Consider the following 26,173-nt stretch of genomic DNA (forward strand, 5'->3'; position numbering starts at 1 on the left):
CCAGTGCGGCAGGACAGGGGTATCAATCGCCAGGAGGCGGGTCAAATTTCAACTCTTGTATTTTGGAGGGGCGCAGACGGTTCCTCCCACACGGGTCTTTTCCTCTAAAACACTGTTTGTCTTGAAATGCGGGGGATTCCATCGTCTGGCCGATCCGTTCCCGCGAGGAGCACGTCCCTGGAACCGGGGTCATCGCAGAACACTGCTGCGGCAGGGATTGGCCTTCCGGCACATTCGTGCACCCGATGGACGCCGGCCGAGGCCTCTTCCACCGTCACGAGCGGGGAGGTGGGGGACGCTCTCGGAGCAGCGCTCGGCTTGATCGTCACCCGGTATTCGACGACTCGATTCCGACCCGAATCCGACGACAAAGCGGCCCCCGCGCCTCCGGGATATCCCGAGGGCACGGGGGCCGTTTGAGCGTCCGCTCACCGGGTCGAGACTATTGCCGTCAGGCGATAGCCCCGACCCACCGGATCACTGCCGGCGCTTGCGCACAGCGAGCAGGATGCCACCGGCGATCAGCGCGACGAGAGCCCCACCGGCAACCACCGCCGCCGATGACCCCGTCTTAGCGAGCGGGGGCTTAGCCGGGACGGGCTTCTTGACGAAGCCGAAGTCCAGGGTCATGTCCTCGTCGCCGTCGTTGATCAGATCGACCGAGATCTCGAATCCGGTGGACGAGTCGCCGATCCGATCACCCTGGTGGGCTGTCGTCGGGTCGTAGCCCTCCGGCTGGGTGACGGTGACCTTGTACGTGCCGGGCTTGAGATCGGTGAACTCGTAGTAGCCCTTGTCGTCGGTCTTCACCGGCCCCACGGGCTTGCCGTTGACGTCGGTCACGGGGTTGCCCTGGGAGTCGGTGAGGGTCAACGTGACCCCCTTGATGCCCGGCTCGCCGGAGTCCTGGCGGCCGTTCTTGTTGAGGTCCTCCCAGACGTAGTCGCCGACCTTGACCCGCGGGCGGATGTACCCGAAGTCGAGGGTGAGGTCCTTGTCCCCGTCTTTGACCAGATCGATGGACTCGGCTTTCCCGGCCTCGGCGGAGGAATCCTTCGCCCGATCGCCGCCCTGACCGTCCTTCGTCGGGACGAAGCCGGTGGGCGCGGTGACCTTGACCGTGTAGTGCTTGCCGGCCGGCAGGACGGGCAGGTTCTCGAAGAGGTACATGCCCTTGCCATCGGTCTTCACCGGTCCAACGGGAGTGCCGAACACATCGGTCACGGCCTTGGCGTCGGGACCGACCAGTTCGAGGGTGACGCCCTCGATACCGGGCTCACCGTCGTCCTGGACGCCGTCCTTGTCGAGGTCCTCCCACACGTAGTCGCCGACGCTCACGCGCGGACGGACGTACCCGAAGTCGAGGGTCAGATCCTTATCGCCGTGCTTGGTCAGCCCCGTCGACTCGGCCTGGCCGGCCTCGGCGGAGGAGTCCTTCGCGCGATCCCAGCCCTGGCCGTCCTTCGTCGGGATGAACCCGGCAGGAGCGGTCACCTTGACTGTGTACTTCTGCCCGTCTTTGAGGACCGGCAGCGCCTCGAACAGGTACATGCCCTTGTCGTCGGTCTTCACCGGTCCCACGGGCTTGCCGGTGACATCCGTCACCTGCTTGCCGTCAGGGCCGACCAGCGTCAACTCGACGCCCGCGATCGGACGGTCCGTCTTGTCCTGAAGACCGTCGCGGTTGACGTCCTCCCACACGTAGTCGCCGACGGAAACCTCGCCGGGGGTCTTCGCGTGCCAGCGGTCGGAGTCCTTAGCGGGCTTGCAGGAGGCGACGCCCTTACCGGAGACGTCGACCATGTCCGAGTGCGCGGCACCCGGGCCCATGGCGGCGAGCGTCGCCGTGCATTCGTAGGACTGACCGACTTTGAGAACGACGTCTGCGGGGAACGAGACGACGCCGTTCTTCGCGGTGTACGTCTTCCCGCCGATCGTGCACGTCAGGTCCTGGAGCTTGTCGCCTCCGGTCGTCGTGTCGACGAAAGTGAGGTTCTTCAGGCCCTCGGTGCCGGTGTTGGTGACGGTGAACGTCACGCCCTTCGAGGCATCGCGTCCCAGGATGAGGGCCTGGTCGGCGGTGTCGCGGTCGCCCGCGGGCAGGACCGTCGGCTGGCCGTCGGTCAGCTCCGGCGTCCCGTCGGCGCCGAACTTGACCCCGGCCCACGGACCGTCGTACTTCTCGACATCAATGCTCGGAACGGCCTTGACGTACCCGAAGTCGAGGGTGAGGTCCTTGTCCCCGTCTTTGACCAGATCGATGGACTCGGCTTTCCCGGCCTCGGCCGAGGAGTCCTTCGCCCGATCACCGGCGTTGTCCTTCGTCGGGACGAAGCCTGTGGGCGCGGTGACGGAGACGACGTAGTGGGTTCCGGCCGGCAGGACCTCCAATCCGGAGAACCCGTACTTGCCGTCGGCGTCGGTCGTGGTCGTCACGGTCGCATCGGAGCCGTCGGCGTTCTTCGGGGTCTTGCCGTCGGAGCGGGACAGGGTGAGTGTCACGCCCTTGATCGGGCGGTCGGTCTTGTCCTGAAGGCCGTCGCGGTTGACGTCCTCCCACACGTAGTCGCCAACGGAGACCTTCGGGGCCGGCTTGGCGTGCCAGTGGTCCTCGTCCGTGACGGGCTCACCGCCGGAGACCGGGGTGCCCTGGACCGAGACGGTGTCGGCGTGCGGGGTCGAGTCGGTGAACTTCGGGAGCGTCGCGGTGCAGGTGAACGCCGCCTTCGGGGCGAGCACATAGTCCCCGAGGGAGACTGTGCCCGAGGCGTCGGCCGGGTATTCCTTGCCGTTGACGGAGCAGACGATGCCCGTGAGCGACTGGCCGGAGGTCGTCTTGTCGGCGACGAACACCTTGGTCAGCTTGTCGAGGCCGGTGTTGGTGACGGTGAAGGAGACCTTCTGCTCGGCCTGGCCCTTGATGACGAGGGCCTGGTCGGCGGTGTCGCGGTCGCCCGCGGGCAGGACCGTCGGCTGGCCGTCGGTCAGGTCCGGAGTCCCGTCGGCGCTAAATGCCACGCCCTTCCAGTCGCCGTCGTACTTCTCGACATCAATGCCCGGAACGGCCTTGATGTACCCGAAGTCGAGGGTGAGGTCCTTGTCCCCGTCGTTGACGAGGTCCGTCGACTCGGCCTGGCCGGCCTCGGCGGAGGAGTCCTTCGCCCGATCGCCGGCGTTGTCCTTCGTCGGCAGGAAGCCGGCGGGCGCGGTGACCTTGACCGTGTAGTGCTTGCCGGCCGGCAGGGCGGGCAGGTTCTCGAAGAGGTACATGCCCGCGGCGTTGGTGGTCACCGGCGCGACCGGGGTGCCGTTGACATCGGTGACCTGCGCGCCGTCGGGGCCCACGAGCGTCAGCTGAACGCCTGCGATCCCCGGCTCGCCGTCGTCCTGCAGGCCGTTCTTGTCGAGGTCCTCCCACACGTAGTCGCCGACGGAGACCACGGGCAGTTTCGTCGCGGTGTTCGTCAGCATGATGGTGACGGCCTTCTGATCCTGGACCTCGAAGGTCTGCTTGTCGAACTTGGGCTCTCCCCACTGGACGCGAGGCGCGGGGTTGGACTGGTTCGGGTCCTCCGAGAGGGTGACCTGGGTCTTCCACGGGAGGGTGATCTTCTTGTCGAAGAAGACGGACTGGCCGAGGATCGCGTTGATCGTCCCGCGTCCGTGGATCCCGTCGGCATCCATGGTGAAGCCGGCCGGGGGAGCCCAGTGCGGCGTGTAGTCGGTGGCCTTCTTCGGGAGGGTGAATTCGACGAGGACGGGGAAGGTCGTCCCCTCCTGGACGAGGGCGGAGCCGTTGCCCTCGACGAGCTTCTGGATCTTGAAGGTGCCGAAGCCGGGGTCCATGGAGACGGTGATCTCGACGGTCTCGACGTAGTAGTTCGACTCGTTGGCGACCCTGTCGAGCCCGTCGATCCGCACCTGATTCTTGTAGACGACGCCGGGCTTGACGGGCTCGTCGAAGACGATCGGCAGGATCACCGACATATTCGACTCAGGCGCGAACGGGCCGGTGACCGTGATGTCGATATTCTTCCCATCGGCGGAAGGGGAAACCTGGAGTTCCCACTCGTTGCCTTGGGCGTCAACCGGGCCGTTGAGAGTGCGCAGACGCTGATAACGATAAGGATTAGAAGGAATACCGTTGAGTACGAGAACGGTTTCTTGAGGCCGGGAGGCATCGAACTTCTGCCCCTCACCGAGAGCATCGCGGAAGACGACGGTCGAGCGGCTGCCATCGGTCTTCACCGTGCCGGCGGGCTTGAGGTTATCGCGCAGGTAGTCGTTGTTCCACGCGATCGTCCACTGGTTCTTGGTCTGCCCTTTTTCGAGTTTCCCGGTCCACTTGTTCAACGTCCATTTGGTGAAGGGGGCCTCGACGATGCCCTTGCCCCCGGGCGTCGGGACAGGGACGACCTTGCCGTTGAGGATGAAGGGAAGAGTGGACTCGCTGTGAACGCTGAGGATCGTCATCAGCATCTTCACGGTGCCCTTGAAGTTCTTGAACCCCTGAGCGGACCGGTCGGCGGCCTCCTGATTGAAGGTGCAGACCGTCTTCTTCTGCTCGGTGACGCACTGCCCGACCGTGACTTCCTGACCGGTGCCCGGATCGGTGTAGATCATCGGGTCGGTCCGCGGGAAAATGCGACTGTCCAGAGGGGCGGGGAGCTCGATCGTGAACGAGGTGTCGGTCGTGATCTTCTCGACCTCGCTGGCGTCCCAGGCGACGGTTAACTGGACCAGCTCGCCATTGCCGTACGTCAGCGCATGATTGGGGTCGTCGTACTCGACGCCGACGCCGTTCGTCGCGACGAGTTTCGTCGCCGACAGCTTGATCGCGGGATCATCGGCCGCATGGGCGGGGAAAACCGACCCCACCATGACGACGGCGGCGGTGATCACCGCAACGAGGAATCCCAGCACCCCCCCCCCCGCGTCGATTCAGCGCGCTATGAACATTCATCCGGGTCAATCCCTTTCTTCCACCGAGCCGGGTGCGCGAGCTCTCTTTGCGTGATGGCATGAAGCCGCCGTGCGCCGCGCACGACGGCGCAGCACAATGGATGCACAGTAACTTATCGTCTGACAATCTGAAAAGCTGCTCTCCCGTGATACGGCGCGCACCAGCAGACGTTCATTCGCGCGATCACATTCGTTCACGCTCTCGGCCCCAGGGACCGACCCCCTGTCGGCCCCGGACAACGCGGACTCGCGGCCTCTTCCAGCCCACACCCGGCCTCCTCGACGACGCGCTCACGGAGGCGACGATCACGGCGCGCACACCCGTCCCCGTCGAGCCCTCCACCGGCCGCAACACCCCAGCCGACCCAACCCGGGTCACGGGCGCACGCAGCGCTCCGCCGCCTCCTCACGCGCACCCGAAGCCTCCACGGCCCCCGGCTCGGCCAGGAGGCGCACCGTATCCGCCTGCGCCCCCGGACGATCCCGGAGCACATCGGCGAGGACAGCCTCCCTCTCGTCCCTGCGGCAGTCCCCACGGGCGGCCGCGACCGCGCGCACCGACTCGGCCACCGCGTCCACCAGGAGCGGGCGCATCCACCCCCACGTCCACACCCCGCCTCGCCAGACGAGGACCATCCCGACGACAAGGCCGATCCCGAGAACCACAGTGACGACGAGAACACCGGCGTCGAACCGGCCTCCCCCCTGGAGGACCGCCACGGTCGCCTCGACGACGGAAATCGCCAAGATCCCGGTCGCCGCGACCACGCCGAGGATCAGCAGCGACTCGCTCAACCGGTCGCCCGCTCGCCGGCGATGCCCCGCCCACATCGACAGTCCCAGGATCACGGACAGGACGGAGAGCCCGCCGAGCAGGGCCAGAGCCCACGGGGCGAGGAACGCCACCGCACCGACGAAGACGACGAACATGAGAACCGCGAACGCGAAGAACGCGCCGAGCCTCCACCAGGCCCGGAAGCGGAACCTCCACCGCGAGTCGCCGATCGCGCCCCCACGATCAGCGAGCAGATCCCGAGCCGCCATCGGGGACAGGGACACGACCCGGGCGAGCCTCTCGACCTGGGACCAGTACGACACCACCGACCCGGTCCCCGTGCTGCGCACCATCAACGGCACCCCGACGATCACCGAATGGACGCCGAAGACCACGGCGACGAGGACCCAGGCCACGCCATTGCGCATCCCCCACGCCTGCACGCCCAACGCGAACACGATGAGCCCGGACACCATGCAGATGAGGAGGAGCAGCCACCACACGCGGTTCTCCTGCCCCGCGGTCCACCGCACCTCCGCCAACCAGCCCGACTCGTCGCCGTCCTCGCGCCCGCGGTTCCAGCGCTTCGGCTGGAGCGTGACGCCCGCCAGCCCCAATGCCGCGATGCCGACCTGGGCCCCGACCAGTGCGCCGAGGTAGTCGTACGCGCCGTCCTCGATGTGGAGCGCCTCCGCGATCAGGGACAGGTCGTTCGAGGCGCCGGTCAGCACGGAGGTCCCCACGGCGGCCACGCCGTAGGCCGGCACCGCCAGCGACAACGCGAGAAGGATCAGGTATTTCCTCCACGTCGACCCCTCATCCGCATCGGATGTCCTCGACGGTTTCTGCTCCATGGGTTCACGCACCCGCACATCCTCACCGACTCCCCGCCGCGCGCGCAAACCTCTCCCCGTCCTGCGTGCCCGCCGCGCGCCTCCGGCGCGCGGGCGCGAGGGGAAGGCCGCGGTGTGAACGGGGGACAGAACGCCGCCGTCGGCCCACGGGCGCGAGGAGAGGGCGGCGTCGCCGAGGTGGTGGTTGCAGGCGTGGGGCACCGGCTCACGGGCGCGAAGGAAAGGGCTGGACTGCGCATCAGGCGCGGCGGGAGATGGAGCGCCGGCCCACGGGTACGAGGAGCGCGAGCACGAGGGGAGAGCCCTCTTCTCCCGTCCGCTAGCTACCCGCGCCCGTCCAGGACCGCCGACGCCCCGATGCCGACGAGAACCCGCAGGCCCCGCACCACGCCAACGGCGGAGCGCCCGCCCCCGAGAAGGGGACGGGCGCTCGTGATCGCCGATCAGCGGCCGACGGTCAGGCCACGGTCAGGCCTTGGCGGCGGCGATGCGCTCGCGGAACTTGCCGAGCTGCTCGGTGATCGCCGCGGGCAGCTTGTCGCCGAACTGCTGGAAGTACTCCTCCGTGTCGTCCATCTCGGCCGCCCAGGCGTCCGGGTCGATGGCGAAGAGCTTGTCCCACGTGGCCCGGTCGATGTCCAGCCCATCGAGGTTGAAGTCCTCGAACTTCGGGTAGCGGCCGGTCACGCCGTCAACGGCCTCGACCTCGCCGGCGGCCCGTCGCACGATCCAGTCGAGGACGCGCGAGTTCTCGCCGTAGCCCGGCCACAGCCAGTTGCCGTCCTCGTCCTTGCGGAACCAGTTGACCTGGTAGACCTTCGGGAACTTGTCGCCCAGCTCGGCCTGCATGTCGAGCCAGTGGCCCCAGTAGTCGGCCATGTGGTAGCCGCAGAACGGGAGCATCGCGAAGGGGTCGTGGCGCAGCGAGCCGGCCTTGACGTCCGTCGCAGCGGCCGTGACCTCGGAGGCCACGGAGGCGCCGATGAACACGCCGTGGGCGGCCTCGTACTGCTCGGCGACGAGCGGGACGTTCGTCGCACGGCGGCCGCCGAACAGGATCGCGTCGATGGCGACGCCCTGCGGGGCCTCCCAGTCCTCGCAGATGATCGGGCACTGCGCGGCCGGGACGGTGAAGCGGCTGTTCGGGTGGGCGGCCTTCTCACCGGACTCGGGGGTCCAGTCGTTGCCGTGCCAGTCGATGAGGTGCGCGGGGGTCTCCCCGTCGATGCCCTCCCACCACACGTCGCCGTCGTCGGTCAGGGCGACGTTGGTGAAGATCGAGTTGGCCCTCATCGTGTCCATCGCCATCGGGTTCGTGTCGTACGAGGTGCCGGGGGCCACGCCGAAGAAGCCGGCCTCCGGGTTGATCGCGTACAGGCGGCCGTCCGGGCCGGGGCGCATCCACGCGATGTCGTCGCCGACGGTCTCGACCTTGTAGCCGGGGATCGTGGGCTGGAGCATCGCGAGGTTCGTCTTGCCGCAGGCGCTGGGGAAGGCCGCGGTGACGTGGAACTGCTGGCCGGTCTCCTCGCGGATCAGGCGCAGGATCAGCATGTGCTCGGCCATCCAGCCGTCGCGGCGGGCCATCGTCGAGGCGATGCGCAGCGCGAAGCACTTCTTGCCGAGCAGGGCGTTGCCGCCGTAGCCCGAGCCGAAGGACCAGATCTCGTTGGTCTCGGGGAAGTGGGTGATGTACTTCTCGTCGTTGCACGGCCAGTTGTCGTCGACCGCGCCGTCGACCAGCGGGACGCCGACCGAGTGGACCGCGGGAACCCACGGCTTGCCCTCGGCGATGAGGTCCATCGCGGCCGACCCCATGCGCGTCATGATGCGCATGTTGCACACGACGTAGGGCGAGTCGGTGATCTCGATGCCCAGCTGGGAGATCGGGCCGCCCAGGGGGCCCATGGAGAAGGGGATGACGTACATCGTGCGGCCGGCCATCGAGCCGGTGAACTTCTCCTTGAGGATCGCCTTCATCTCGGCGGGATCGGCCCAGTGGTTCGTCGGGCCGGCGTCCTCTTCCTTCTCGGAGCAGATGAAGGTGCGCGACTCGACACGAGCCACGTCGGAGGGCTTGGAGCGGGCCAGGAAGGAGTTGGGGCGCTTGTCCTCATTGAGCTTGGTGAACATGCCGGTCTCGACCATGAGGGAGGTGAGGCGGTCCCATTCCTCCTGCGAGCCGTCGGAGAACTCGATGGCGTCAGGCGTCGTCAGCGCAGCGATCTCGGCGACCCACGCGAGGACGTCTTCGGGAGCGTTCGACGGAGCGGCAGCGCGCACATCCTGTTCAGTCACGGACATTTTGCCTCCTGAGGCACTCGGTCATTCGAGGACGCGGTCGCGCCCTCGACGTACACCCCCCATCATGACGGATCGCCCGGGGATCCGCGCGGGCGCTAAGTCCCTCACCGATGTGTGCGACATCGCACAAGCCCCGAATCCGGTGAATAATCGGGGTCCATCAGGTTTTCACGAGGTCCCCGGCCTGCTCTACTCTGAAGGAGCGCCGCGCCCACACCGGGCGCGCCCGTCGACACACCTGGGAGGCACCCCATGCGGCTAGGCAAGACCGACGCCCCGACCTTCTTCGATCTGTTCGCCCAGCAGGCCTCCGGCCTCGTCACCGCGACCTCGCTCCTCGCCTCGATCCTCGGCGCCTCGCCCGCCGAGCGCGTCGCGATCCGCGACCAGCTCCACGACGTCGAGCACAGCGGCGACGAGCTCAACCACACGATCACCCGGCGGATCAACCAGACCTTCGTCACCCCCCTCGACCGCGAGGACCTCGGCCAGCTCGCCTCGAACCTCGACGACTGCATGGACTTCATCGACGAGGCCGCCGACCTCTTCGTCGTCTACCGCATCGAAGAGATCCCCGAGCCCATCTCCGCCCTCCTGTCCGACCAGGTCGACATCCTCGCCCGCTGCGCCGAGCAGACGAACGAGGCGATCCCCTCCCTCAAATCCCCCCTCGACCTGCGCGACTACTGGGTCGAGATCAACCGCCTGGAGAACGAGGGCGACCTGGCCTACCGGCGCACCCTGACGACGATCTTCGACTCGGGCCTCGACCCGGTGACGATCATCAAGCTCAAAGACATCGTCGAGGTCCTCGAGAAGGCCTGCGACGCGTACGAGGACCTCGCCAACGGCATCGAGGCGATCGCGGTGAAGGAGTCCTGACACCGTGGATCTCAACCTGATCCTCGTCGTCCTCGTCATCGTCATCGCCCTGGGCTTCGACTACACGAACGGCTTCCACGACGCCGCCAACGCCATCGCCACCTCCGTGTCGACGCGCGCCCTGACCCCCCGGGTCGCCCTCCTCATGGCCGCGGTGATGAACGTCGTCGGCGCCCTGCTCGGCACCGAGGTCGCCAAGACCATCGGCGAGGGCATCATCGACATCACCCACTACTCGATGTCGACCGACCCCGCCCTCCAGCGCGAGGGCCTCGTCATCGTCCTGTCGGCCCTCATCGGCGCCGTCGTCTGGAACCTCATCACCTGGTGGTTCGGCCTCCCCTCGTCCTCCTCCCACGCCCTCATCGGGGGCCTCGTCGGCGCCGGCCTCGCGTCGTCGACCGTCGTCATGTGGGGCGGCATCCTCAGCCACGTCATCATCCCGATGTTCGCCTCCCCCGTCATCGGCTTCCTCCTCGGCTACCTCCTGATGAAGGCGGTCCTGGCGGCGCTGCGCTCCCTGCCGTACCACCGGACGATGCGCCGCTTCCGGATCCTCCAGACCATCTCGGCCGCCGCCATGGCGCTGGGCCACGGCCTCCAGGACGCGCAGAAGACCATGGGCGTCATCGTCATGGCCCTACTCGCCGGCGGCTACGGCGAGCACCACAACATCCTCGACCCCGTCTCCGGCGAGATGACGATCCCCCTGTGGGTCAAGCTCGCCGCCGCGACCGCGATCTCGCTGGGCACGTACTCGGGCGGCTGGAGGATCATGCGGACCCTCGGGCGCCGGATGATCGACCTCGACCCCGCCCGCGGATTCGTCGCCGAGACCGTCGCCGCCTCCGTCCTCTACCTGTCGGCCTTCGTCCTGCACGCGCCCATCTCGACGACCCACACGATCACCTCCGCGATCCTCGGCGTCGGCGCGACCAAGCGCCTGTCGGCGGTCCGCTGGGGGGTGGCCGGCAACATCGTCGGCGGCTGGTTCCTCACCCTGCCCGCCGCCGCGGGCGTCGCCGCCGTCATGTTCTGGATCGTCCACTTCCTCGTCACCGCCTGACCCCGGCCCCGCCGTCGCGCCCCGCCCGGGACTCGCGTCGGGCCGCCCGGCGCCCGGCCCGCGGCTCCCCCGGCCCCCGGCTCTCCGGTCCACCCCTGCCCTCCGACCGCCCCGGCCCCCGACTGGGCGCGCGCCCGCGCGCGTGTGTGACGATGGGTGGACGAGTTCGTGGGCGAGGGTGCAGCGGCGCGCGCGCCCGCGCGCGTGTGTGACGATGGACGGCATGAACGAGACGCAGACCCCCGTGCGAACCGCGCGCCCGCGCGTGTGTGACGATGGGGACGTGAACGCCTCCCCCGCCCCCCGCCGCGCCCTCGCCCTCGCCGCCGGCCTCGGCCTCGCCGCAGCAGCAGCGGGGATCGCCGGATGCTCCAACGCCTCCGTCCTGTCCCTCGACGTCGGCGACTGCCTCCACCTGCCCGAATCGAACTCCGTCGTCACCGTCGCGACCACCCCCTGCTCCGACCCCCACCAGGCGGAGGTCAGCACGGTCGTCGGCCTCGACGACGGCGACTTCCCCGGCGACGCCGCCCTCAACTCGCGCGCCGAAACCGCGTGCGTCGACGGCTTCCAGGACTACGTCGCCAGCCCCTACGTCAGCTCCGCCCTCGACGTCACCTGGCTCGTCCCCACACGGGAGTCCTGGGCCCAGGGGGACCGCCAGATCATCTGTCTCGTGCGCACCATGGACGCCGAGACCCTCACCCGATCGGTCAAGGGCTCCGGCCTGTGACGTGACGCCGCCCCCGATCAGCCGAAGCGCCCCGAGATCCAGTCCTCCGCGGCCCGCTCGGACGGGCGAAAGAACACCAGTCCCGTGTCGTCGAACTCGACGAGCACGCCCGGCCGGCCCCTGTCCCCCAGGGTGAAGAACCTCGTCTTGTCGCAGACGCGCGCCGCCTGCTGCATGTTGCGGGCGACGATCGACGCGTCGGGCGCTGGAACACCATGCCGACGGCGCGGATCGGGACGAGCTTGGGCTCTCCGTTCTGCCGCACGGTATCCGGCGGCGCATATCGGCGCTTCGGCGTCCCACCGCGGTTCACGCTGCGGAGCTCAGGCGCCCGTCCTCCCGGGCCCGGGCGAATGGCCGGCGACCACTCGGTTCAGAACGCGAATGCGTCCTTCGTCCGCGTGACGTGCCTCTCGGCGGCGATGACGCCGGGGCCGTCGGGGCCGTGGGACACGTGGGCGACGAGGAGGCCGGCCGTGGGCAGCCAGGGCCCGGCCTGCGGCAGTGCGGCGCGCACGGAGGCCGGCGCGGCCCGGGCGATGGGGTCGAGCAGGACGGGGATCGTCGGCCGGTGGACGCAGACGACGACCGGCGCGTGCGGGCGGTCGACGAGGCCGGCGACGAAGCGGCGGGCCGCGTCCGGGTCGGCGGCGACGGCCTCCTCGGACAGCTCGGGCGCCCACGAGACGGGCGCCCCGCCGAGCCCCGCCCAGGGGGCCAGGGTCCGCGCGCACCGCTCCCACGGCGACGACACCGCGGATTGAACGCCGAAGGCCGAGAGGAGCCCCATGAGGTCGACGGCCTGGCGGGACCCGATGCGGGTCAGCGGACGGTCCTTCTCCGACCCGTCCCAGCGGGCCCGGGGCTCGGCCTTCGCATGACGGGCGAGGATCAGGGTCGAGGTGACGAGTCCCCCCTCGCGCGCCCTGCCGACGACCTCGGCGAGGAGGCGCCGGTCCCCGCGCCTGGTCAGCATCCCATCGGCCGTCCGCACGCCGGCCCACCGGGCCTCGTCGATCTCCGAGGCGGGGGCGCGACCGACGGGGGGCCGGGTCGCCAGGACGGGGCCGTCGGCGCCGGAGGGGGCGACAGAGCCCACCCAGTAGCGGACCTCCTTCGTCTGCCCGGATCCGAGGCGGTAGCGCTGAGTCGTCAGAGGCGCGCCGAGGACGACGGCCAGGCCCGTCTCCTCCTCGACCTCGCGGACGGCCGCCGACACGATCGGCTCGCTCGCCTCCGCCTTGCCCTTGGGCCACGACCAGTCCTTGTACCGGGGGCGGTGGACCATGAGGACCTCGAGGTCGCGCTCGTCGATGGGTTCTCCGGCGACGGGCGTCCGCCCCGGGTCGGCGAACCGCCACACCACGGCGCCGGCGGCGCGCACGAGTCGCGTCGGGATCGGTGCGGGGCGGGGCGGACGGGACACATCCCCAGGGTACCGGCACCGCATCAGGCCCGCCGCACGTCCCTCCCCCGACGCGGCACTGCCCACCGACGAACCGGTCGTCCTCCGGCCGTCGGCCCCGTCCCTCAGCGCGGGGGCAGCATGGGAGCACCGCCGCCGACGGCGACGAGGCCCCGCCCGCCGGCGCGCGCGTTCAGCGCCCGTGAGAGCGCGCCGCGACCTCGGCCATGAGCTCGGCCTGCACGTCCCGCAGCGGCCGCCCGTCCTTGGCGGTCGCCCGACGCCGCCACTTGTCCGACTTGCGCAGCGCCCACGAGGCCGTCGAATCGTCGACGCCCCGGCGGATCAGACCCGCCAGGTAGGAGACCTGATCGGGGTCGACGATCCGCACGAGGGCCTCGACGCGGCGGTCGAGGTTGCGGTGCATGAGGTCCGCCGACCCGATCCACACCTCCTCCGCCCCCTGCGGGCCGAACGCGTAGATCCGCGAGTGCTCGAGGAACCGCCCGAGGATCGACCTCACCCGGATGTTCTCCGACAGGCCCGGCACCCCCGCGCGGATCGCGCAGATGCCGCGGACCTGGATGTCGACGGGCACCCCCGCCTGCGAGGCCCGGTAGAGCGCGTCGATGACGGCCTCGTCGACCGCGGAGTTCACCTTGATGCCGATCCACGCGTCCCCGCCGGCCTTCCTGCGGGCGATCTGCCCGTGGATGCGCTCGACGAGCCCGTCGCGGATCGACAGGGGGGCGACGAGGAGGCGGCGGAACGTCGAGCGGGGCGCGTAGCCCGAAAGCTGGTTGAACAGGCGCGTGAGATCCTGGGCGACGTCCCGGTCGCAGGTGAGCAGGCCGAGGTCCTCGTAGCCGCGGGCCGTCCTCGGATGGTAGTTGCCGGTGCCGACGTGGCAGTAGCGGCGCAGCCCGTCGTCCTCGGAGCGCACGACGAGGGACAGCTTGCAGTGGGTCTTGAGGCCGACCATGCCGTAGACGACGTGGACGCCGGCGCGCTCGAGCTGGCGCCCCCACCCGATATTCGCCTCCTCGTCGAAACGCGCCTTGATCTCGACGATGGCGACGACCTGCTTGCCGGACTGGGCGGCCTCGATGAGGGCGGACACGATCGGCGAGTCCCCGGACGTGCGGTACAGGGTCTGCTTGATGGCGAGCACCTTGGGATCGCGCGCCGCCTGCGTGATGAACGCCTGGACGGAGGTCGCGAAAGAGTCGTAGGGGTGGTGGAGGAGGACGTCGCGCTCGCGGATGCGGGCGAACAGGTCGGGGGTCGACGGGTCGACGCCGACGAGCCCGAGGGCGGTGCCGGGCACGTGCGGCCGGTATTTGAGGCGGGGCAGGTCGAGGTCGTGGAGCTCGTCGCACAGCGTGAGGTCCAGGGGCGCGGGCAGGGCGAAGACGTCGGCGGGCTCGATCTCGAGCCTGTCGACGAGGAAGTCGAGGACGAAGGGGGAGACGGTCTCCTCGACCTCGAGGCGGACGACGGGGCCGAAGCGGCGGCGCTGGAGCCCGACCTCCATGGCGGCCAGGAGGGACTCGGCGTCGCCCTCCTCGACTTCGAGGTCCTCGTTGCGGGTCACCCGGAAGGCGTGCGCCTCGACGATCTCGACGCCGGGGAAGAGGTGGTCGAGGTGGACGCGGATGACGTCCTCCAAGGTGATGACGTCGAAGGCCCCGGAGTCGACGGCCCGGGTCAGGGGGACGGCGCCGCACCCGGGGCCGACGGCGACGAGGCGGGGCAGGGAGGCGGGGACTTTGACTCGGGCGAAGTGCAGTTTGCCGGTCAAGGGGTTCTTGACGACGACCCCGAGGTTGAGGGACAGGCCGGAGATGTAGGGGAACGGGTGGGAGGGGTCGACGGCCAAGGGCGTGAGGACGGGGAAGATCTGGCGGCGGAAGTAGCGGGTGAGCTCGGTGCGGGCATCGTCGTCGAGGTCGTCCCAGCGGCGCAGGTGGACGCCCTCGTCGGCCAGGGCGGGCAGGAGGGTCTTGCGCAGTCCGCGGGCTTGGCGCTCGACGAGGTCCCGGGTGCGCCTGCGCAGGGCGTCGAGGAGGCGGCGCGGCTCGATCCCGGAGGCGCCGGTGCGGGCGATGCCGGCGCTCAGGCGGCTTTTGAGGCCGGCGACGCGGACCATGTAGAACTCGTCGAGGTTGGAGGAGAAGATCGCGGAGAACCACGCGCGTTCGAGGAGGGGGAGGGCCTCGTCCTCGGATTGTTCGAGGACTCGCTGGTTGAAGTCGAGCCACGACAGCTCGCGGTCGGCGAAGCGCCCGTCGGGCAGGGGCCAGTCCTCGCCCAGGGGGTGAGACAGGTCGACGTCGGCGGGGACGTCGACGAGGGCGCGGGCCCGGGCGTCCGCGTCGTCGTCGTACTCCCAGTCCTCGTGCTCGACGCCGACGAGGCGATCGCGCGCCGACGCGGGGATCAGCATCTCGGCGGCGAGGGCGGTCTCGACGGCGAAGTCGGGCGTCTCTGCGGGGGCCGACTGGTCCCCGTGGCGATCGGGGGGAGCGGGGGCGGTGTCGTCGGCTGCCATGAGGCCTCCTGAGGGGGTCGGTGTCCGGCCAGTCGAGGGCGCCGACCGCTGCTCGCCGGGCGGCGGCGCCGGGTTCCTCGGCGTCGCTCGGGAGGAGAGGTCTTCCGCCTCGGTGCGCTCCTCCCTAAGATAGCCGCCAGCCGCCGCACGGGATAGGCGGGCGGCGATGTCGGTGCAAAGGAGCAGCGCATGGACGACGCCTCCCCCGTCCTCGGGACGCAAGCGGAGGACGCGGCCGCGGTGGCCGCCCGGAAGAACCGCGCGCTCGCCCACGCCCTGAGGCGGGCGCGCGCCGAGCTGGAGGCCGCCCACCGCGAGATCACGCGCTTGACCGAACCGGCCCTGATGCACGCCACGGTCGTGGGCGTGGTCGATCCCGGGGCTCGCCTGCTCGACGTGTCCCAGGCGGGGCGCCGGCTGCGGGTGCGGGCCGGCGAGCGACTCCCCCTGGGGGGCCTGGACCCGGGGACGCCGGTGCTGCTCAACGCGGATCTGCACGCCGTGGCCCTGGGGGATCCGGCCGATGTGGGCGAGCTCGTCGTCATGGAGCAGCGCCTCGACGAGCGGCACGCCCTGGTCGCGGTGCGCGGCGAGGACTCGCGCGTCCTGCGCCTGGTGCCCGACCTGGCCGGGCAGCGGCTCAGGCAGGGCGACTGCCTCATGGCCGACGTGCGCGAGGGGACCGCCATCGCCGTCGTGCCCCGTCAGGAGGTCGAGGACCTGCTGCTGGAGGCCGCGCCGGATACCCCGTGGGAGGCCGTGGGGGGACTGGACGACACGGTCCAGCGCATCCGCGACGCCGTCGAGCTGCCGATGAGGCATCCAGAGTTGTTCGTCGAGCACCGGCTGCGCCCGCCGCGGGGCCTGCTCCTGTACGGGCCCCCCGGGGTCGGCAAGACGCTCATCGCCCGTGCTGTGGCCACGTCCCTGGCCTCGGCCACCGGCAGGCGCACCCACTTCCTGAGCATCAAGGGCCCCCAACTGCTCGACAAGTACGTCGGGGAGACCGAGCGGCGCATCCGCATGATCTTCACCCGCGCCCGGGACAAGGCCGCCGACGGCGTGCCCGTTGTCGTCTTCTTCGACGAGATGGAGTCCCTGTTCCGCACCCGAGGCACGGGCGTATCCAGTGACGTGGAGACCACCGTCGTCCCACAGCTGCTGGCGGAGATCGACGGCGTCGAGGAGATGCGCAACGTCGTGGTCATCGGCGCCTCCAACCGGGAGGACATGATCGACCCGGCGATCCTGCGGCCCGGGCGCCTGGACGTGCGGGTGCGCATCGACCGCCCCGACCGCCGGGCCTGCGAGCAGATCCTCGCCCTCTACCTCACGGCGGACCTGCCCCTGGCTCCCGAGGAGGTCCGCGCCCACGGCGGGGCGCCGGAGGCGGTCGAGTCGATGAGCCGCGCCGTCCTCGACGCCCTGTTCCGCCGCGACCGCTCCACGGAGGTCCTCCACGTCCACCGCCGCTCGGGCGCGGTCGAGACCTGGCATCTGGCGGACCTGGTCTCGGGGGCGATGATCGCCTCGGTGGTCGAGCGGGCCAAGGGAGCCGCCGTCAAGGACGCCCTGAGGGGGCGACGGGGCATCACCACCGAGCATCTGCTGACCGCTGTGGCCGCGGAGGCCGCCGATGCGGCCGAGCAGCCCGGGGCCTCGGACCCGGAGGAATGGGCGCGCGTCGTCGGCCGGGGGCGGCGCACCGACCCCGTCATCGCGCTCGTCCCGGCCTCAGGGGAGGAGACGCCGTGATCTCAGTTCGACGCATCATGGGGATCGAGACCGAGTACGCGCTGGTAGACCACGCCAGGCCGGGGCCGGTCCCCGAGCAGGTGGCCGTCGACCTCCTGTACGCGTACGCCGCGCAGGCGGCCCGGGAGGGCCAGCCCTCGACGCCGCACGTACCCGCGAAAGAGGGCCGCTCGCTGGCGCCCGGCGCCGGGTGCCGCTTCGACTACTCCGGGGAGCTGCCCTCACGGGACGCGCGCGACGGGCGGGATCACGACCTGCCGCCCGAGGCCCGCACGGACCGGGAGGCCGGCGCGGTGCTCACGGGCTCGCCGGTGCGGTGGATCCAGCGCGTGGACGCCTTCGGCCAGCACTACTACCGGGGGTCGTCGACGCACGCCGTCACCGGGGCCCGCCTGTATGTCGACCACACCCACCCCGAGTACGCCTCCCCCGAGGCCCTGGGCCCGTTGGCGGCGGCCCGCTACGACCGGGCCGGGGACCTGCTCATGCACCGCGCGGAGACGGCGCTGAGCCGGGAGCGGGGCGCTCGCGTGCAGATCGTCAAGAACACGACCGATGCGCACGGATCGGCCTGGGGCGCGCACGAGTCCTACGCCGTGGACCGGGCCGTGAGCTGGGATCTGCTGTCGGACGTCATGCTCAGCCTGCTGGTCAGCCGCTCCATCGTCTGCGGCTCGGGCCGGCTGGGGCTGGGGGCGGAGAGCCGGGAGCCGGGCTTCCAGATCCTGGCCCGCGCCGACTTCGTCGAGCAGGAGGTGTCCCTGTACACGACGCGCAACCGGCCGATCGTCAACACCAGGGATGAGCCCCACGCCGATGCGGGCCGGTGGCGCCGCCTGCACGTCATCACCGCGGACTCCTCCTGCTTGGCGGTGAGCGCCTTCCTGCGCCTGGGCCTGACGGCCTGCGTGCTGTCCCTCGTCGAGCAGGATCCCCGGCGGGCCCGCGTCCTGGCGGACCGGGTGGCCCTGGCCGATCCGGTCGGGGCCATCCGGGTCTTCTCGCGCGACATGTCGCTGACCGCGTCCTGCCCCCTGGCCGCCGGCGGAGAGGCCACGGCCCTGGAGATTCAGCGCGAGTTCCTCGCCGAGGTGCTCGCCTGCGCGGGGGACGAGGAGCCCGATGAGGAGACGGCCGCGGTGCTGGGACTGTGGGCCGAGGCCCTCGACGCCGTCGAGCAGGGGCCGGGGCGCGCCGCCCACCTGGTCGAGTGGTGCGCCAAGCTGACCCTTCTCGAGCGGCTGCGGGCCCGGTACGGGTGCGGCTGGGATGATCCGCGACTGGCGGCCGCCGATCTGCAGTTCGCGGTCGTCGATCCCGCGACGTCCCTGGCGGCGCGCCTGGAGCGGGCCGGGAGCGTGCGCCGCGTCCTGACCGACGACGAGGTCGCAGCCGCCGTCACCGAGCCCCCCGTCGATACGCGCGCCGGCGGGCGGGCCGCGTTCCTGCGCCTGTTCCCCGGGCGGGTGTGGGCGGCGAGCTGGACCTCGCTGGTGGTGGACGTCGACGCCGAGCGCCTCCTGCGCGTCACCCTGCCCGACCCGGCCCATCCGACCGCCGCCGAGGTCGAGCGGGCCTGCGAGGAGGCCCTGCGCCGGGGCGCTGGCGGCGACGCGTACGAGGGCGCGCATGGAGCCGATGGGATCTTGGAGCGGGGCGGCGCCGAGCACCTGATCGCCGCCCTGGAGGCGCTGGGCCTGGAGGTGCCCGACCAGCCGGAGGTCTTCGATTGGGATGAGGGCTTCTACGCCGAGCCCGACCGCACCGCCGAATCCGACGACGCCGACGAGCCGACCGGCACCATACTGTCCACGACACCGGCACCGACAGGAGACCGCGATGAGTGACCGCATCCACGCCCAGAACCGGCAGAGCGACCTGCCCGAGCCCGAGCCCGTTGAGCCCCCCGCGGCGCCGAGCGCCCAGGTGCAAGGTCTCGACGAGGTCCTCGAGGGCATTGACGACGTCCTGGAGACCAATGCCCTCACCTTCGTGCAGAGCTTCCGCCAGCAGGGCGGTCAGTGAGCGCCGGGGCCGGGCGCCTCCACCGCGTCGTCGGCATCGAGACCGAGTACGGGGCGACCAGCGCCTGGGTGGGCGGTCCTCGTGACGGCGCTCCGTTGAGCGTTCGGGAGGCGGTGGAGGAGCTGTTCCGCGACGTCTCGCGCGCCGCCAGCGGTTCCCACCGCTTCACCGCCACCGGGGCGCGCCTGTACGTCGATGTCGGCCTGCACCCGGAGTTCGCCGGGCCGGAGTGCGCCAGCCTGATCGACGTCGTCGCCCACGATCTGGCGGGGGATCACCTCCTGCGCGCGATGACGGCGGCCGCCAACGAGCGCCTGGAGTCGCGGGGCGCTCGCCTGCACGTGCTCAAATCGAACACGGACGCCTGGGGGGCGACCTTCGGCTGTCATGAGAACTATCAGGTGGAACGGGAAGTCGTTCTCCCACTGGGAGGGCTCATCGGCCTGCTGGCGGCCCGGCAGATCCTCACGGGCGCCGGCGCGCTGCCCCCGTTGTCGGATGGGCCGGGCGGTGTCGGGGCGGACGACGGCCCGATCGGACCGCTGCGCTACTCGGCGAGGGCCGGCCACATCCACGGCGCGACCTCCGCCGACCCCACCCACGAGCGGGCCTTCATCAACACCCGCGACGAGCCCCACGCCGATGCGAGCCGGTGGCGGCGCCTGCACGTGGTGGCCGGGGATTCGGCGATGAGCCCGTCGACGACGGCGCTCAAAGTGGCGCTCGTGGACGGCGCCCTCGCCCTCGTCGAGCGCGGGGCGTGGGATCTGGCCGAATGCGAGCTGGTCGATCCCGCCGGGGCGGCGCACGTGTGGAATGAGGATCCGACGGCGCGCTGCGATCGGGCGGGCGGCATGGGGCCGATCTCCTGCCCGGACCTGCTGGACATGGCGCTCGATCGTCTGGCCGGGGCCTCCCACTCGCCCGACGAGCAGGATGATCCCTTCACCGACGCGATCCTCGATCTGGCGCGGCGCGGGGCCCGCGCTCTGCGCACCGGGGACGCCTCCGAGGTGGACACGGAGCTCGATTGGGCGATCAAGCACCGGGTGCTGTCCCGGGTGGCGCAGCGCTGCGAATGCGGGTGGGACGATCCGCGGGTGCGCAGGGCGGATTTGGCCTACCACGATCTGTCGGGGGCCTCGGGGCTGCGCGACGATCTCCTGCGCGTCGGCCTCATGGTCGGGCTCGTCGACGAGGGGGCGGTGGAGCGGGCCACTCGGCGCCCGCCCGTCGGGACGCGCGCCGAGCTGCGCGGCCGAGTGGTGGAGGCCTGCGAGCGGACGGGCCGGCAGCTGTCGGTGGGCTGGTCGCATGTGCGCCTCGACGAACCGCCGCGCCCGCAGATCGACTTGCCCGATCCGCTATCGGCCGCCAGCGCGGAGGTGGACGCCCTCATCGAGGAGATCGTCTTGCTCGGCCCGGTGGACGGCCCCCGCTTGGGGCGCTGCGCGCCCGCGGCGGGCGACGCGGCGAGGAGCGAGTAGGGCGTCGTCGGTCGCAGGCCGCACGACAGGGGTGCCCTGGTCAGTCGAGAGCGCCGATCGCCGCCTGCCGGGCTGCGGCGTCGAGTTCCTCGGCGGTGCGCAGGAGCGCGCGGGCCCGGGTGGTCACCGGATGGGCGAGGGGGTCCCGGGGGTCGTCGATCCACGAGGCGCCGAGGCTGTCCCCGGCGGCGAGGACGCGCATCGCGCGGGAGGCGAGGTCGAGGATCGCGTCGAGATCGTCGTCCGTGCGCCGTCCGGCCAGGAGGGCCCCGATCTCGTCCATCACCTCGCCCAGGGGGCGGATGTCGACGGGATGTTCGAGGCCGGGGATGATGTCGGCCCTCATCCCCTCGTCGTGACGGCGCTCGACGGCCCGGGGGTCGCGGCGGTACCACTCGTCGAGGAGGTAGAGGCGCCAGAGGGCGCCGGGGAGGGTGAATTCGGGGCTGCGCGACCACACGGAGGCGATGACGTCGACTCCGTCGGTGCGGATCACCTCGGCGAGGCGGGCGAGGGCGTCTGGGCCGAAGTCGGCGTCGCCGACGCCCATGAGGGCCCAGGCGGAGGCGTGGGCCACGGCCGATGCCTGCGCCGGGTCCTCGTCGCCGACGATGGCCTCGGCCCGGGCGGGTTCGAGCATGGCGGGGCGACGGGGGGCGCGCATTTGGGTCATCGGGCGCTCGACCTCCTACAATGAGTGCGGGCCCTGCTTCCGCTGGGCCCGGCGGACCGCCGGTCCGGGCCTATAGCTCAATGGTAGAGCAGCGGACTTTTAATCCGTGGGTTGGGGGTTCGAGTCCCCCTGGGCCTACCAGCCCCCGAATCATGGAGTTACCCCCGCATGAGGCGCTGAAACTTAGCGGGGGAGCGCCAGACCCCGGATCGTGGGGAGTTACCAGATCGGCGACCGATACCCCAAGAAGATCGGCGACGGCCCCCAGATCTTCGAGCGGCCGCGGTCTCGCCCCATGCCAGTGCTGTGAGATCGTCCCGGTCTGGACTCCGAGCGCGCGGCCCGGGCGGTTCCGCATCCATGTCGTCGATGGTCTCAGTGGTCCATCCTCCCACCGCGCGGCGGCCGAACCCGACAAGCGCATTAGGTTCACGAAGCGCCCCCTCTGCTCGATCGGGAATTGAGCGTGTTCGCCGACAGCCCAAAAAGGCTGAGACGGGCGTTGAACCCTCGACGGCGCGCCGACGTCATGCACGCATTCCTGCCGCGAACCCGCCAACTCGCTCACCCGCTCACTCTCTCCCTCCTCCCCTCCCCCGAAAACGAACATTTCCTACCGGATCAGGTGGGAAATGTTCGTTTTCGGGGGAAATGGGGGCTGGGGCGAAGGGCCGCTCGCCTCAGCCCGAGCCGAGCCGACCCGCCTGGACGCGCAGGGCGATGTCGCGGCCGACCTCGGCCCCGTACTCGACGGACCCGGCGACGTGGACGAGCCACCGGGCGACGCCCTCCTCGTCCGCGCTCACCCACCCGGCCAGCGCCCGCGAGGCCGCCGCCGGATCGAGGGCGTCGACCGCCGAGATCGCCGCGACCCCCGTCGGGTCGACGCCGCGCGTAACGAGCACCCACCGGGCGAGGGCCCCGCCGACCCCGGCCGACGCCGGGGCGAAGACCTCTCGGACGCGGAAGTGGGCGACGAGGGCGCCGGCGCAGGCCACGGCCGGCAGCGGCGCGCGGATGTAGGCGGCGGCGCGCGCCATCGCCGCCGGGTCCGCCGGCACGGCGACTCCCTCCCGGCCCAGCCGCCCCGACGCGATCAGGGCCGAGCAGATGTCCCGGTGGATCGCGGCGGTCAGGGCGGGCAGCGGGCGCGGTCGGCGCCTCACAGGGGCGCGCGTGTTGATCGGGTCGAAGCCGGAGGCGAGCCCCCACTGGGATCGCCACAGCCCCAGGGCGAGGTCCTCGGCCGGGTCGCGCGAACGATCCGCCGGCCCCGCGCCCTCGGACGGCGAGGATCCGCCCTCCCCGTCCGCGAGCGGGTCCTCCCGGGGGTCGACGGGAACGGTCTGCGCGTCGGCCCCGCGCGCGTCGGACAGGCTCAGGAGGCGCAGGTCGTCGACGCTGGTCCTCGCGCCCAGGAGGATCGACAGGGCCGCGGCCTCGCGGACGGCGGCCTCGGCGCGCGCCTCCTCCCACCCGCGGCGCAGTCCCTCGTGGAAGCGCAGGCGGGCCGTCGCCGCAGTGGCCGCGTCCACGGCGGCGACGACCTCGGGGCGGGCGGCCGCGCGGGCGATGAGGGCGGCGTCCGGGTCGATCAGCGGGTCGATGCTCACCCCACCAGGGTACGGGGGCGACGAGGACCGGGCGCCGCGCACCGGTGCCCCACCGCCTCACGACCCGGATCGGATCCTCGCCCGCAGGCGCGCCCCCCGCGAGGGGGTCGACGCCGCAACGGGGCCCGTCCGGCGATCCGCCGGCACGGCCCCGGAGGGGAGCGGTGAAGTGGTCCCCGGTTCTGCCCGGGGCGGGCCGGTCGATGCTTTACTAGCGCACATGCACCCGTCATTGGCCGCCCTCGAATCGCCGCACATGCGCAGCGGAGCGTTCGCCTTCGTTTTCACGCCGATCGCGCTCGTCCTCATGGGAACGGCGATGTCCGACGTTCAGACGCTCACGGCCCTGGGAATGCCCCTGGCGTCGGTGGAGGGGCTCGTCGGCATGGCTCTCGCGGCGATCCTCCTGGGCCTCGTCTCGGTCAACTGCGCCCAATCGCCCGTCGGCATGTACGTGGCCTTCGGCTGGTCGATGATTATCGGGTTCCTCCAGCTCATCGGCGTCGTTCAAGTACCGATCCTCATGGCCGCCTCCATCAACTTCGACGACATGACGGCGACCGTCCTGTGGAACCTCTACCCGGTGATCGTCTCGGCGATCCTCCTGGGGACCGCCGTGGCCTTCCATCGGATCGGCGCGCCTGCCCGGCGGGGGGAGGGGACCCGATCGTCGGCGCTGCGCGCCCACCGGCGGACATGGGCGACGGTCCTCGTCGTCCTCGCGATCCTCCTGGCGGACATCATCCTCATCGAGATCGCCCCGGCCGACACCACGAGGATCGGCGCCGAGAGCATGTCCGGCGTCGTCGCCGCCCATTCCCTCCAGCCCGCCGGGGGCCTGCTCGTCGCGCTTCTCCTCGGCGCCGCCGCCTCCTTGTCCCGACGGTCGCTGACCGGCCTGCAGTCCGTCACGTGGGCGGTTCTCATCCTGCCGTCGTATCTCCTCCTGCCCCTGTGGACCTCTCTCAGCGGTCACGTCGTCACTCCCGGGGTCTCGACGATGACGCGGGTGTCCTTGGCGGCGCCGGTGGCGACGGCCCTCGGCCTCACCCTCGTCACGGCGACGATCGGCATCTACTGGGCTCGTTCCCTCAGGAGCGCCGATCCGGCTCGGGACTGCGAGGATCAGGAGGCTCCCGGTCCGGACGGCCCGGCCGCCGTGACCGATCCGTTAGCCGCCGATCCGCGGCCTGCCGGGCGCTGATGCCGATTCTTCGCGCGAGTCTCGTTATCGTCTGAAGCACCGATCACGAGGAGGACCCATGTCCGAAGAGGAATTCGACGACCGCCCCACCGCACCGGACGAGACCGGCGACTTCATCGTCGACCCGGAGTTCTCCTTCGACCCCGTGACCCCCGAGCCCGACGCCGGGGCCGCGGGCGAGCCCCCCGCGATCGGGGGCGGAGCGCCGACCGGCGCCGAGGACTCCCCATCAGCCGTCGAGGACGGGTCCGGCGCCCCCGAGCCGCCGACCCCAGCAGAAGCCGGCCCCTCCGCCGTTCAAGGCCGGACGGACTCCGACAACCTCGACGAGGCTAGCGACCAGGCCGGCGCGGAGAACCATGATGGGGCCGACGTCCGCATGCCCGACGATGCCGCCGAGTCGTCGGCTCCCCCCGCCGACGAGGGCCATCCCGACACCGGGGCCCCTGCGGCTGCCGAGCCGATCGCCAGCGCCTCGGCGAGCATGTGGGCCGCGGCGCGCGACCGCTCGGAGATCCTCACCGGCGAGGAGATCGAGATGCCCGGCGAGATCGTCGACGAGGAGGACATCGTCGGCGAGGCCAGCCCCCTCGAGACCTCTCAGATCGAGCCCGTCGTCGTCGGCGCCCACACGACGACCATCCCCGTCGTCGCGCCGCCCAACGAGGCCGGGGCCGACGCCGTCGCCGATCCCGGGCCCGCCGCGTCCTCCGCGGACGAGGCCCCCGCGGACTTCCTCGCCAACCGCCTGTCGTCCGGGGAGGCCCCCGGCCCGGTCGGCGCCGCCGATGCGGCCCCCTCCCCCGAGGACGCGGATGAAGAACCCGTCCCCTCCCCCGAGGCCGGGCCCGGCGCCCCCGATCCCGCGGCCGCCGTCCCGGTGGCCGTCGTCTCGACGGCGGTCGACCCCATCGAGGACACGACGACCCGGCGCCGCTCCCTGATGACCGCGACCCCCTCGTCCGGCGAGCCCCAGCTCGAGGCCGCGTGGAAGCCCCGCTCGGACGCCTCCGAACGGCGGATCGTCCAGGAGACCCCCGGGTCCCTCGACGACTCGATCTTCGAGGGGGCGACCGTCGTCGCCGAGGTCCCCTCCCGCGGCGGCGCCCACTGGGCGAGCCTGGCCTCCTTCCTCCTGCTCGTCCCGGTCGCCTGGTACCTCGCCGCCGACGCCGGCGCGCGCATGACCCTGGCCGAGGGCAACACCCTGGCGACGGGGGCCCTGAGCCCCGTCGGGCTCGGCGAGCTCGTCGCGGCCGCCGTCCTCGGGCTGGTCCTCGTCCTGCTCTCGCTGCGCTCGTCCCTGGGGCCGTGGGTCACGGGCGTCCTGGTGACGCTCGCCGGCCTGCCGTGGCTCGTCGCCCCGGCGCACTGGGGCCGGCTCATCATCGACTACCTGCGCTCCGTGTCGAACGCGCACCCGGTGGGGGCTAACCTCGTCCACCACGCGCAGGCGTCCGGCTACTCCGGCCGACTCCTCCTCCTGGGGCTCGCGCTCATCGCCCTGGGCGCCGTCTCCCACTCGGCGCGGCGCCGGGGCCGGGCGGAGGAGGCGCTGCGCGCCGAGGTCGAGAAGGTCAACCCCGCCGGCGCCTACTTCTCGGCGCGTCAGCGCCGCAAGGCCGCCAAGGCGGCCGCCCCGCGGTAGGCCCGCCCTCCCCGAGCCGCCTCCCGGCGCCGCCGCGCCACTCCCCCCCCGGCCCAGATCGACCCGATCCTGGAGTCCGGGGGACGGGCGTTCGGCGGCTTTTCGCCGGACGATCGCGAATTCACGGCGATCAGGGCATAATGTGTGTGACGAGGGGAACTTTCGGGCCCGATGAGGGCCGGTCCCCGCAAGGACATCCATCGCCCGACGCGATTCGACGGGCATGATCAGAACGG

General features: G+C 71.3%; 17 protein-coding genes and 1 tRNA gene. 10 read left to right on the top strand and 8 right to left on the bottom strand.

Going from position 1 to position 26,173, the window contains the following annotated elements:
• Positions 1-477: 477 nt before the first annotated feature.
• The 3 genes from M3T53_RS01025 to M3T53_RS01035 all read right to left on the bottom strand — a co-directional run bounded on the left by M3T53_RS01025 (position 478) and on the right by M3T53_RS01035 (position 8,895).
• The gene (locus M3T53_RS01025) at positions 478-4,902 is read right to left on the bottom strand and encodes an SdrD B-like domain-containing protein (RefSeq protein ID WP_272432579.1); all 4,425 of its coding nucleotides are present in this window, start codon (positions 4,900-4,902) and stop codon (positions 478-480) included.
• Positions 4,903-5,337: 435 nt separating this feature from the next.
• Positions 5,338-6,603, bottom strand: a complete 1,266-nt coding sequence (locus tag M3T53_RS01030; RefSeq protein WP_272432580.1) for a hypothetical protein — start codon at positions 6,601-6,603, stop codon at positions 5,338-5,340.
• 456 nt (positions 6,604-7,059) lie between these two features.
• Positions 7,060-8,895 (bottom strand): phosphoenolpyruvate carboxykinase (GTP), encoded by a 1,836-nt coding sequence (locus tag M3T53_RS01035; RefSeq protein ID WP_272432581.1) that lies wholly within the window; start codon positions 8,893-8,895, stop codon positions 7,060-7,062.
• 252 nt (positions 8,896-9,147) lie between these two features.
• On the opposite strand from M3T53_RS01035, the gene M3T53_RS01040 reads away from it, so the two are divergent.
• From M3T53_RS01040 to M3T53_RS01050, 3 genes are all read left to right on the top strand, one after another.
• On the top strand, positions 9,148-9,777 hold the full coding sequence (locus tag M3T53_RS01040) for a DUF47 domain-containing protein (protein ID WP_272432582.1): 630 nt from the start codon (positions 9,148-9,150) through the stop codon (positions 9,775-9,777).
• Positions 9,778-9,781: 4 nt separating this feature from the next.
• A complete protein-coding gene (locus M3T53_RS01045; protein WP_272432583.1) occupies positions 9,782-10,843 on the top strand; it encodes an inorganic phosphate transporter in 1,062 nt (353 codons plus the stop codon).
• Between the two features lie 283 nt (positions 10,844-11,126).
• Positions 11,127-11,576 (top strand): septum formation family protein, encoded by a 450-nt coding sequence (locus M3T53_RS01050; RefSeq protein WP_272432584.1) that lies wholly within the window; start codon positions 11,127-11,129, stop codon positions 11,574-11,576.
• A 17-nt stretch (positions 11,577-11,593) separates the two neighbouring features.
• Here the strand turns inward: M3T53_RS01050 and M3T53_RS01055 are convergent, their stop codons facing one another.
• The 3 genes from M3T53_RS01055 to M3T53_RS01065 all read right to left on the bottom strand — a co-directional run bounded on the left by M3T53_RS01055 (position 11,594) and on the right by M3T53_RS01065 (position 15,532).
• Complete coding sequence (locus tag M3T53_RS01055) at positions 11,594-11,752, bottom strand: hypothetical protein (RefSeq protein WP_334540063.1); 159 nt, start codon at positions 11,750-11,752, stop codon at positions 11,594-11,596.
• Positions 11,753-11,949: 197 nt separating this feature from the next.
• Positions 11,950-13,002, bottom strand: coding sequence for an NUDIX hydrolase (locus M3T53_RS01060; protein WP_272432586.1), 1,053 nt, complete (start codon positions 13,000-13,002; stop codon positions 11,950-11,952).
• 172 nt (positions 13,003-13,174) lie between these two features.
• Entirely contained in the window at positions 13,175-15,532 is a 2,358-nt protein-coding gene (locus tag M3T53_RS01065; RefSeq protein ID WP_272432587.1) for an RNA degradosome polyphosphate kinase, read from the bottom strand.
• Positions 15,533-15,721: 189 nt separating this feature from the next.
• Between M3T53_RS01065 and arc the strand changes: the two genes are divergently transcribed.
• The 4 genes from arc to M3T53_RS01085 are packed head-to-tail and all read left to right on the top strand — an operon-like array spanning position 15,722 to position 20,799.
• Positions 15,722-17,287 carry a proteasome ATPase gene (arc, locus tag M3T53_RS01070; protein ID WP_272432588.1) on the top strand — a complete coding sequence of 522 codons (1,566 nt, stop codon included), beginning with the start codon at positions 15,722-15,724 and terminating at the stop codon, positions 17,285-17,287.
• A complete protein-coding gene (locus M3T53_RS01075; protein WP_272432589.1) occupies positions 17,284-19,134 on the top strand; it encodes a proteasome accessory factor PafA2 family protein in 1,851 nt (616 codons plus the stop codon). The genes arc and M3T53_RS01075 overlap by 4 nt, the downstream gene beginning before the upstream one ends.
• Positions 19,127-19,312 carry a ubiquitin-like protein Pup gene (locus M3T53_RS01080; RefSeq protein WP_272432590.1) on the top strand — a complete coding sequence of 62 codons (186 nt, stop codon included), beginning with the start codon at positions 19,127-19,129 and terminating at the stop codon, positions 19,310-19,312. The genes M3T53_RS01075 and M3T53_RS01080 overlap by 8 nt, the downstream gene beginning before the upstream one ends.
• Positions 19,309-20,799 carry a proteasome accessory factor PafA2 family protein gene (locus M3T53_RS01085; protein WP_272432591.1) on the top strand — a complete coding sequence of 497 codons (1,491 nt, stop codon included), beginning with the start codon at positions 19,309-19,311 and terminating at the stop codon, positions 20,797-20,799. The genes M3T53_RS01080 and M3T53_RS01085 overlap by 4 nt, the downstream gene beginning before the upstream one ends.
• Before the next feature lie 40 nt (positions 20,800-20,839).
• Here M3T53_RS01085 and M3T53_RS01090 read toward each other — a convergent pair whose 3' ends face one another.
• Positions 20,840-21,472, bottom strand: a complete 633-nt coding sequence (locus M3T53_RS01090; protein ID WP_272432592.1) for a hypothetical protein — start codon at positions 21,470-21,472, stop codon at positions 20,840-20,842.
• A gap of 66 nt (positions 21,473-21,538) precedes the next feature.
• Between M3T53_RS01090 and M3T53_RS01095 the strand changes: the two genes are divergently transcribed.
• Positions 21,539-21,613 (top strand) — tRNA-Lys (locus M3T53_RS01095).
• Between the two features lie 539 nt (positions 21,614-22,152).
• Here M3T53_RS01095 and M3T53_RS01100 read toward each other — a convergent pair.
• Positions 22,153-23,085: a hypothetical protein gene (locus M3T53_RS01100; RefSeq protein ID WP_272432593.1), complete on the bottom strand. Its 933-nt coding sequence runs from the start codon at positions 23,083-23,085 to the stop codon at positions 22,153-22,155.
• Positions 23,086-23,305: 220 nt separating this feature from the next.
• Between M3T53_RS01100 and M3T53_RS01105 the strand changes: the two genes are divergently transcribed.
• Positions 23,306-24,289 carry a hypothetical protein gene (locus M3T53_RS01105; RefSeq protein WP_272432594.1) on the top strand — a complete coding sequence of 328 codons (984 nt, stop codon included), beginning with the start codon at positions 23,306-23,308 and terminating at the stop codon, positions 24,287-24,289.
• Positions 24,290-24,347: 58 nt separating this feature from the next.
• Positions 24,348-25,937, top strand: a complete 1,590-nt coding sequence (locus tag M3T53_RS01110) for a hypothetical protein (RefSeq protein ID WP_272432596.1) — start codon at positions 24,348-24,350, stop codon at positions 25,935-25,937.
• Positions 25,938-26,173: the final 236 nt, after the last annotated feature.

The organism is Actinomyces sp. B33, assembly GCF_028437565.1.
Taxonomy (GTDB): domain Bacteria; phylum Actinomycetota; class Actinomycetes; order Actinomycetales; family Actinomycetaceae; genus Pauljensenia.

Bases quoted from the DNA above. Each gene is read 5' to 3' on its own strand.
- M3T53_RS01080 (WP_272432590.1), top strand. From the start codon at position 19,127: ATGAGTGACCGCATCCACGCCCAGAACCGGCAGAGCGACCTGCCCGAG.
- M3T53_RS01065 (WP_272432587.1), bottom strand. From the start codon at position 15,532: ATGGCAGCCGACGACACCGCCCCCGCTCCCCCCGATCGCCACGGGGAC.
- M3T53_RS01110 (WP_272432596.1), top strand. From the start codon at position 24,348: ATGTCCGAAGAGGAATTCGACGACCGCCCCACCGCACCGGACGAGACC.
- arc (WP_272432588.1), top strand. From the start codon at position 15,722: ATGGACGACGCCTCCCCCGTCCTCGGGACGCAAGCGGAGGACGCGGCC.
- M3T53_RS01090 (WP_272432592.1), bottom strand. From the start codon at position 21,472: ATGACCCAAATGCGCGCCCCCCGTCGCCCCGCCATGCTCGAACCCGCC.
- M3T53_RS01055 (WP_334540063.1), bottom strand. From the start codon at position 11,752: ATGCAGCAGGCGGCGCGCGTCTGCGACAAGACGAGGTTCTTCACCCTG.
- M3T53_RS01040 (WP_272432582.1), top strand. From the start codon at position 9,148: ATGCGGCTAGGCAAGACCGACGCCCCGACCTTCTTCGATCTGTTCGCC.
- M3T53_RS01035 (WP_272432581.1), bottom strand. From the start codon at position 8,895: ATGTCCGTGACTGAACAGGATGTGCGCGCTGCCGCTCCGTCGAACGCT.
- M3T53_RS01105 (WP_272432594.1), top strand. From the start codon at position 23,306: ATGCACCCGTCATTGGCCGCCCTCGAATCGCCGCACATGCGCAGCGGA.